Consider the following 8,969-nt stretch of genomic DNA (forward strand, 5'->3'; position numbering starts at 1 on the left):
TACAGAGACTCTTCGATACTTCGACTGCGCTCAGCAGAGACTTTACTCAGAGTGATTTCTTATTTTCAATTGTGTTCTATCTAAAACTCGTCAGTCACACATCCTTTTGATGCAGACGAAACGGTTTTAGCATATTTATACAACACCCCTCTTTTAAATTTTAAATCTGGTGCTTTCCATGATTGTCTTCTTTTTTGTAATTCTTCTTCTGAAACTTCCAAAACAATACTATTTGTTTCTGCATCGATAGTAATCATATCGCCATCTTTTACAAAAGCGATAGTTCCACCTTCTTGTGCTTCAGGCGTAATATGTCCAACAACAAAACCATGTGTCCCTCCAGAAAAACGTCCATCTGTAATTAGTGCGACATCTTTACCCAAACCTGCTCCCATAATTGCAGCAGTTGGTTTTAACATTTCTGGCATTCCTGGACCTCCTTTTGGACCTTCATATCTTATGACAACAACATCTCCTTTTTCTACTAACCCATCTCTTATCCCATCATTTGCAGCATATTCGCCTTCAAACACTTTGGCTTTACCAATAAAACTTAGACCTTCTTTTCCTGTAATTTTAGCAACACTTCCTTCCGTTGCTAGATTACCATAAAGCATACGTAAATGGCCAGAGATTTTAATAGGTTTCTCGATTGGTCTTATAACGTCTTGACCTTCTTTTAAGTCAGCAACATCTAATAAGTTTTCTGCAATTGTTTTTCCTGTAACGGTTAAACAATCCCCATGAATTAAACCTTTCTTTAAAAGGTATTTTAATACTGCAGGAATTCCTCCAACAGCGTGTACATCTTCCATTAAGTATTTTCCGCTAGGTTTTAAATCTGCTAAAAATGGTGTAGTATCGCTTATTTTTTGAAAATCTTTTAAAGTGAAATCAATATCTGCAGCTCTTGCAATTGCTAAAAAGTGAAGTACTGCATTTGTGGAACCTCCTAAAATAGTAACTAATCTAACCGCGTTTTCAAGAGATTTACGAGTAATAATATCTGATGGCTTGATGTCTTTTTCTAACAACACACGCATCGCTTCTCCTGCTTTTACAGATTCGGCTTTTTTAGCATCGCTTAATGCTGGGTTAGACGAGTTAAAAGGCAAGGTCATCCCTAAAGCTTCAATAGCCGAAGCCATTGTGTTTGCAGTGTACATCCCACCACAAGCTCCTGCTCCAGGACACGCTTTTTCAACAATGCTTTGGTACTCCGTCTCTTCCATAGTTCCGGCAACCTTACTTCCCCAAGCTTCAAAAGCAGAGACGACATCTAGTTTTTGTCCGTTATGACAACCAGAATCTATTGTACCACCGTATACTAAAATACTTGGGCGATTTAATCTAATCATTGCAATTAATGCACCTGGCATATTCTTATCGCAACCGACAACTGTAATTAAACCATCATAACTCATGGCTTGTACTACAGTTTCCATAGAATCTGCAATAATATCTCGAGATGGTAATGAGTAGCGCATACCTGGTGTCCCCATAGAAATACCGTCACTAACACCGATAGTATTAAAAATAAGACCAATAATGTCTTCGTTTTTAGTCCCTTCTTTTGTCAATTTTGCTAAATCATTTAAATGCATATTACAAGGATTACCTTCGTAACCTGTGCTTGCAATACCAATGATTGGTTTAAAAAAATCTTCTTTAGTTAATCCAATAGCGTGCAACATAGCTTGAGCAGCTGGCTGCGTTGGATCTTGAGTGACTGTTTTACTGTATTTGTTTAATTCCATTTATGGTCTACTTCTATTTAAATAATAATCTAAAGTAGAGGTTTGACCTTTTATAGCTAGTCTGTTTTTAAAACACAGACTAAATTCAGGCTACAAAATAATAGTTTAATTAATTGACAATCAACGTTTTAAATAGTATTTATTATGACACCCAAGATGTTTAATTTTATTCAATTTCTATAAAAAAGTATTTATAGATCTTGAGGATAATAAAAAAAGTGAATTAATTGCTTAATAAAACCTTTTTTTCCAGCGCTACAGTTAATTGCTTTGTATCCCTTTGGATGACAAGTTTAACCTTGTCAGGACGGTTAGTACTTAGAATCTCACACCATTTTTGATCCGTCACTTTTGTAAAATCTACATCGTTTACGCTTAAAATTTTATCATTAATTTTAAGGCCTTTTTCTTCCGCTTCTGAATTTTCAGAAATTGAACTGATAAAAACGGATTCATTTTCAAGTCTAATTCCGTAACCATGACCACTAAATATAATTTGGTCATCTGATATCTTATTTTCAATAAACCATGCTTTACGATCTTTCCAACTTAAAACCACTCTGTAATTTTTTAAAAATCCTGCACCGATAGTCCTTGAACCAAATTGCCCAAAAGACATCAGGGTACTTGGTGCCTCAAAATCACCTGTTTTAAAACTATCAACAATTGCTTTATAAGTAGTTGACGTTTTTATATCTCCGTATACTCCCGCTACAGTGCTTCCGCCAATAGATTTGACATATTTAATATCAGCATTTTCTTCTCTTAGTTTTTTAAAATCGTACGAAAAAAGAGAAATACCACCACCATAACCATAATCTATCATAGTACTATATAATTTTTCGTTACCTAAATAAGCTGTTATTGCAGGGGTCCCATCGTAACCAATAAAGATTTTAGTGTATGGCGCATCCTCCGGAATACTAATAGCGTCAATAGTATTTGCAAATGTAATCTCGTGCTTTACCATATCTACTTCCCAAACAGCATTCCGCATAAAATTTGCACCTAAAAACCCATCTATTCCTGTACACTTAAAATCTTTTACAGCTTCAATATCAAGCACAGCTGCTCCGGTATCAAAAAAATTAATTCCATTTAAATTTATAGTATCCATTTTAACAAAATTTAAATTTTTAGAGGTGTTTCCTAAATCATAAACCTCCTCTTTACCTATAACCTCTAAATTTAATTCTTCCACCATTCTAGGTGAAATTGCAGTAACTGCGCCAGTATCAAATAATAAACGGTACGCTTTACCTTTAATTAAGACCTTAACAAAAATAGCATTACCGTAAGGCTCATATTTAAATGTTGATTTAAACACTTTATCTTCAATACTACCTTTTTTTAGTAGCTTTTTAACATTCTGAGAGGTACATAAAAAAGAAGATAGAAGCACTATAAACAAAACAAAAACGGACTGGATACTTTTAAGATACATATGCTAACTAGTATTTATTTTTAATTGAATATTAATAAAATCACCTGACTTGTAATCAATTAGAGTAATTGTTTGGTATGTAAAAAAAAACATTAAAAATGGATAGAAGAAACCCTTTAACATATATAAAACAAAAAAACCGATTCAAATTAATGAATCGGTTTTGATGGTGGTCTCTCTTCCATCAATATGCTAAAGTACTTCCCTTATTATTATTGAAATAGCAAGGATTTAATTTCTTATTTGCATAACAATGTTTTATGTAAAAACGTTAAACAGATTAATCTAAATTACATTCTAACTATAATAAATTCTGACCTTCTATTTAGTTGATGCTGTGCTTCTGTACAAGGTATACCATTTTTACAATTGTTTACTGTTTGTGTTTCTCCATAACCAATAGCGCTTAAAATCCGATCTGCATTAATACCTTGTGATATAATATAATCCCTTGCTTCTTTAGCACGTCGGTCTGACAACTCAATATTATAATTGTCCGGAGAACGAGAATCTGTATGAGACTCTATATTAATTAACATATTTGGGTATTGATTCATCATTAATACCACTTTATTAAGTTCTATTGTGGCATCATTTCTAATAAACGATTTATCTAAATCAAAATATATAATTCCAATTTTAATTTTTACTAAACCTCTATCTTCATAAAAACCTTTATTAATGATTTTTAATCCAAGAGGCACAATTGTTTCTTCTCCATCTTTAGATGTAATAAAAGGTTTTTCGTTGGGATTATAACCCACCTTACTTACTTTAACGTCATATCGCGTAATACAATCTAAATCGCTTTTAAAAGCGTAATTACCATTAAGATTAGTTTGTGCTTGCATTAGTTCTTTTCCGCTTTCGCTGAAAATTTTCACTGTTGCATTAGCAATACGCTCTCCTGTTACTTCATTTGAAACATAACCTGTTACCCAACCGCTACAATCACCTGAAACCTGCTCTCTATTTTCTGATGGATTTCTATCAAACGAATATATATCATCATCGCCTTTTCCTCCTGCTCTATTAGAGCACACAAAGCCTAAATTGGTATCTTCTTTAACAATATAAGCAAAATCATCTAAGGGGCTATTTAATGGAGCTCCAAGATTTATTGGGTTTTCAAAAACGTTATCATTATTAACTTCAAAAACATCTAAACCTCCTAAACCTAAATGCCCATCTGAAGCAAAATATAGTTTCTTGTTTGTAATAAAAGGAAACATTTCGCGTCCTGCTGTATTTATTTTCGGGCCTAAATTACGAGGTTGAGAATAAGTACTATCAGCTATAATATCAACTACATAAATATCTGTTGCACCAATAGATCCAGGCATATCTGACACAAAATACAATAGTTTTCCGTCCTCGCTGATAGTTGGATGTCCAACAGAATAATCATCGCTGTTAAATGGCAACTCTTTTACATTATGCCATTGTACTGTTTCGTTTAAACTAATATTTAAGTCTGCACTGTATAATTTTAAATGGTTAATACCTTCTCCGTCTCTACCTAATTTACCATTAAAGTTATTTCTTGTAAAATAGACTTTCTTTTCATCCGGAGAAAAAGCTAAAGTTGCTTCATGGTATTTTGTTTCTAATTCTTTTGAAAACGCATTTAAATACTCAACATCTGATGCTGTAGCATTAATTCTTCCCAGTTGAAAATTTAAAAACGGCTGCTCGTTCCAACTATAAGTTCTTTTATGAAAATAAGATGTATCAATTGCTGAAGAGTAAACTAATCGCTCTCCATAATACATAGGTCCAAAATCCGAATTTTCTGTGTTTATTGATAAATTTCTTAGCGTGAATTGTGGTTCAATATTTAAAATGTCTTCGATAGTAATATCATTTTGAGCATATTGTTGTGTCCTTGAGTCTTTTTGCTTAGAACGTTTAGCAAAGGTTTTCATCCATTTTTTAGCTAACTTATGCTCTCCTTTACCTTCTAAGGTATGTGCAAATCTAAAAATATACTCGGGATCAATTTCATTTAAATATTCTGAAATTAAAATTTCATACCACTTATAAGCACTTTCCATATTTGTGTTAAAGTAATAAGCATCACCTGCTTTTTGTAACACATGTATTGACCGATCTCCATCGTTTATTAATTTTTCATATTCCGATGCAGCTTCAACATACCACATTTTATCAAAAAGACGATCTGCTTTATTGTACTTACTTTGAGCAAATCCCGATATTGAAACAAAAATTAAAATTATAGTTACTATGTTTTTCATATTAAATATTTTTAGAAAAATCTTGGAGATTTTAATTTTGTTGTGTTAGAAATTAACTCAAAACGTAACATTATTTCATGACTACCACTGGTTACGCGTTGTAGCTCTGTGTTGGTATAATCGTACGAATAACCAATTAATAATTTTGGAGATATTTGAAATCCTGCTAAGCCACTAAAAGAATCATCCCACCTGTATGATGCTCCTAATATTAACCTATCGTTAAACATAAAATTAGCAGACAAATCAACAATTACTGGAGCTCCTGTAACGTGCTTGAAAAGAAAAGCAGGCTTAAACTTAATATCTTCTGTTAAATCAGTAATCAAACCACCAATTACAAATAAGTGTAAACGCTCTGCAGCAACAGCTTGTTGTATGTCATCATAATGTTGGTCTGTAAAAAAGTTAGGAATAGAAACACCCAAATAACTTTTTTCTCCGTGATAATAAAGACCGGCACCTACTGTTGGTAAAATTCTACTTATGTTTTCATTAAACAAGTTGTCATTGCTTGTCTGGCGTCTTCCTCTAGACCAATCGATATCAAATAATCTTGCCCCACCTTTAATACCAAATGATAATTTATGGGTTTCTGATGTTTTTATAGAATATGAAAAATTAGCATCAAAATAGGTCTCATGAGAAGGTCCTAACTTATCGTTTACTATAGAAATACCTAATCCTACATTTTTGCCTATAGGCGAATCAAAACTTAAGGTTTGAGATTCTGGAGCACCATCAATACCAATCCATTGTGACCTATGAATTCCAGTTACCGCAAAATGACCTCTATTACCTGCGTAAGCAGAGTTTACAGATAGCGTGTTGTACATATACTGTGTAAACTGAGGATCTTGTTGCGCAAAACTTGTGCTTCCTGCTAAAAGTAAAAATGCAACAATTATTAATTTAAAATTTAATTTCATATTTAAAATTATTTTGAAGACGATTTTACTCGCCTTCATTTTATAATATATTATTTAAAGTCTATCTGTTTATATATAACCAACCGGCTTTAGGGTTAGATCCATCACCTAAATCTAATAAGTAATAATACGTTCCTACGGGAAGTTTGTCGTCTTTTTTAACAGTAGCTCTACCTTCAGAGACACCTTCAAAATTATTTTGATACCTAAACTTTTCGTAAACAACATTTCCCCAACGGTTATAAATACGAAGCGTGTTATCAGGATAGTTTTGTAAACCTTGAATTACAAAATAATCATTATCACCATCTCCATTTGGAGATATTTCATTAAATATAACCAGCTCTGTTTGGGTATCTAATATGGTAATTGTTGGGTCATCTGGTTCTGCATCATTGTTAATATCTATGTCGGAAGTATTGTTAGGATCATCGGACACATCACTTACTATAATACCCTTAATATCTGCACCAATAGCTGTAGCTGTATTTTGTACAATCCCAGCTTGTAAATCTGCAATAGTCAAATTGTAAATTGCAGTAAAAGTAGTACTGTCCGTTCCGCCTACTATTAGATTAATTGGCCCACCATCAACTGCTACTAGAGCATCAGTAATTGTTATATTAAATAGGTTAACGTTTCCTGTATTTATAACAGTAAATGTATAATATATCGAATCGCCTTCATCTACTATATCATTATTATTAGCGTCTAAATATTCAGCTTCTTTTAATAATGAAAGCCTAGCAATTTGGAACTCAGTAACAGTAGGATCATCTAATGCGCCAGTATCATCTGCTGGGTTTGCACTATCCGAAATATCCGTTAATACATTACCCATTGCATCTAATCCAGAAGCAATTGCTGAGTTGACTACAACCCCATTTTCTATATCTGTTTGAGTTAACGTATAATTAGCAATTACAACACCTGTCTGGTTTGGCTGCAAAATTGAAGGCACTACTGGTAAATTTGAAATACCTATAGTAGTATCGTCAATAGCAATGTTAGTTATTGTAACGTTTCCGGTATTTGTTACTGTAAATGTGTAGGCTATTTGGTCTCCTGCATCTACTAAATCATTTCCATTTGTATCAATAACAATTCCAGCTTTAATTAATGATAAACTAGCCATGTCTGCAATAGTAAAGATTACCGTATCAGTGTCTGACACATCATTATCAAATGGGTCATTACCAATTGCAGTTGCTGTATTTGTAACATTCCCAGCGTCAATATCTGATTGTGTTAAGTTATAAGTTGCTATTATGTTTCCTGTGTCAGAAGGTGTTAAAACATCTATAACTCCAACAATCCCTCCAAGTAATGGGTCATTAATTACTACATCAGTTATAGTCGCATTACCGTTATTTACTACAACAAAGTTGTATTGTAACTGATCGCCAAAATCAACTTCTCCATTTCCGTTAGTATCTAAATACACAAATGTTTTAGTTAAATCTATTACTGGATTTTGTTGTAAGAATACTTCTGTATCATTATCTGGATCTCCATCTCCATCGGAATCTATTAATGGGTCATTTGTTGGATCCCCATCAGCATCTGAATCTACTCCACTTGTTACAAAATCCCTATCATGCGATACATCTCTTACTTCATCACAATCAATTCCAACAGGGTCTGCTACTATAAAAGCTGTGTTTATTACATAACCTGTATCAATGTCTGCTTGAGTAATGGTGTAACTCTGTGTTGTTGTCAATGATTCTCCAACAAGAATCTCTTCAAACTCTCCTACAAACCCACCTAATAAAGCATCAAATATTTCTGCATTTAATAACGTTACATTTCCTGTATTTACTGCTGTAAATTCGAAAGTAATAATATCTCCTGGTACTGGATTTGAAACGTTACCTGAAAAAGAAATATCTTCCTTATACAAAGTAATATCTGGCATACAACCAAAACTTACTATTGTTGGGTCATCTGGGTTTCCATCTCCATTAGAATCTACATTTGCATTATTATTTGGATCATCCGATATATCTGTTATTGGAGCTCCGTTTGGTGCTTCACCTGAAACAGTTGCAGTATTTTCAACCATTCCTGCATCAATATCTGATTGTAATAGAACGTATGTTGCATTATAAATCCAGATTTCGTCTAAATCTAAAATGGTATCAACATTATCATCTCCTGAAACAGGACCTGCAATAATACCTCCTAATAATGGATCATTTAAACTAACATTATTAATAGTTGTATTACCTGTGTTTGTTAAAGTGAAAGTATAATCGATAGTATCACCTGCTTGTAAACCATCACCTCCATCAACTAATATTCCTGTTTTATTCAAGTTCATACTAGCGTCTTGAGTAATATATGTATTAGTTGGATCATTACCGTTTCCTGTATCATCGGCTGCATTTCCGGAATCTGAAGCATCGGTTACTGCTGCTCCACTTGGATCGGTTCCATTGGTTGCTGCTTCGTTGGTTACTATTCCTGCATCGATATCTGCTTGTGTTAAGCTGTATGTTGCTGTGAATTGTAATACATCGCCTGGATTGGCATCAAAATCATCTGTTTGCCCATCTAAATCAAAACCACCTCCTGTATACAT

5 protein-coding genes are annotated in these 8,969 nt (G+C 33.3%); all 5 read right to left on the reverse strand.

Annotated elements, in window-relative coordinates:
* Nucleotides 1–80 precede the first annotated feature (80 nt).
* On the reverse strand, nt 81–1,757 hold the full coding sequence (gene ilvD / locus CXF54_RS01985) for a dihydroxy-acid dehydratase (protein ID WP_101202231.1): 1,677 nt from the start codon (nt 1,755–1,757) through the stop codon (nt 81–83).
* 223 nt (nt 1,758–1,980) lie between these two features.
* Nucleotides 1,981–3,201, reverse strand: coding sequence for an aspartyl protease family protein (locus CXF54_RS01990; protein ID WP_101202232.1), 1,221 nt, complete (start codon nt 3,199–3,201; stop codon nt 1,981–1,983).
* Between the two features lie 290 nt (nt 3,202–3,491).
* A complete protein-coding gene (locus tag CXF54_RS01995) occupies nt 3,492–5,456 on the reverse strand; it encodes an OmpA family protein (protein ID WP_101202233.1) in 1,965 nt (654 codons plus the stop codon).
* Between the two features lie 11 nt (nt 5,457–5,467).
* Nucleotides 5,468–6,385, reverse strand: a complete 918-nt coding sequence (locus CXF54_RS02000; protein ID WP_101202234.1) for a type IX secretion system membrane protein PorP/SprF — start codon at nt 6,383–6,385, stop codon at nt 5,468–5,470.
* 61 nt (nt 6,386–6,446) lie between these two features.
* The coding region (locus CXF54_RS02005) for a gliding motility-associated C-terminal domain-containing protein (protein WP_101202235.1) at nt 6,447–8,969 on the reverse strand (2,523 nt) is incomplete at its 5' end.

Origin of the sequence: Olleya sp. 1-3, assembly GCF_002836085.1 — a bacterium.
GTDB classification, from domain to species: Bacteria; Bacteroidota; Bacteroidia; order Flavobacteriales; family Flavobacteriaceae; genus Olleya; species Olleya namhaensis.